Source organism: Corynebacterium sp. MSK073, from assembly GCF_030232085.1.
In the GTDB taxonomy this organism is placed as follows: Bacteria; Actinomycetota; Actinomycetes; order Mycobacteriales; family Mycobacteriaceae; genus Corynebacterium.
Genome location: NZ_JASPIY010000045.1, coordinates 1 through 484 on the forward strand (window position 1 = coordinate 1; position 484 = coordinate 484).

The 484-nt window shown below is 49.8% G+C and carries 1 protein-coding gene; it reads right to left on the minus strand.

All coding sequences use genetic code 11. From position 1 onward, the window contains the following. Positions 1-148: 148 nt before the first annotated feature. Positions 149-466 (minus strand): transposase, encoded by a 318-nt coding sequence (locus tag QP970_RS11605; RefSeq protein ID WP_284869968.1) that lies wholly within the window; start codon positions 464-466, stop codon positions 149-151. Positions 467-484: the final 18 nt, after the last annotated feature.

The window sequence follows — 484 nt, forward strand, 5'->3', positions numbered from 1 at the left end:
CGATCAACATCATCGTAAAAAGATGTCCGATCATCATTACCGGATAAGCGTTGCTGCTGCATATGGGCCCATTTGTAGTATCCAGACCGAGATACCTTCAACAAGCGCGCCATGCGCTTGATACTGAAATTCGCCTTCTCCTGCTGCATTAACTCGAACTTTTCTGATCGCGTTGCCTTAAAGCGAAGAAGGCTGTCGCTTTTGACAAAAACTCATTATCCATCTTGGCTTCTGCCAGCTCACGACGCAGACGAGCATTCTCCGCACGAAGATCAGCCTCGCTTAGCCCATCAGAGGATCCTCGGCGTTGACGCTCATTTTTTACCCACCGACCTAAAAGACCAGGTGCGACACCAATTTCTTTCGCTACATGAGCAATTGGGCGCTGCGATTCGATTACTAGGTTCGCGGCTTCACGCCGGTACTCCGGCGTGTATTTCTGGCGTTGTTGACTCACAATGAACATCCTCTCCTACGGACACAA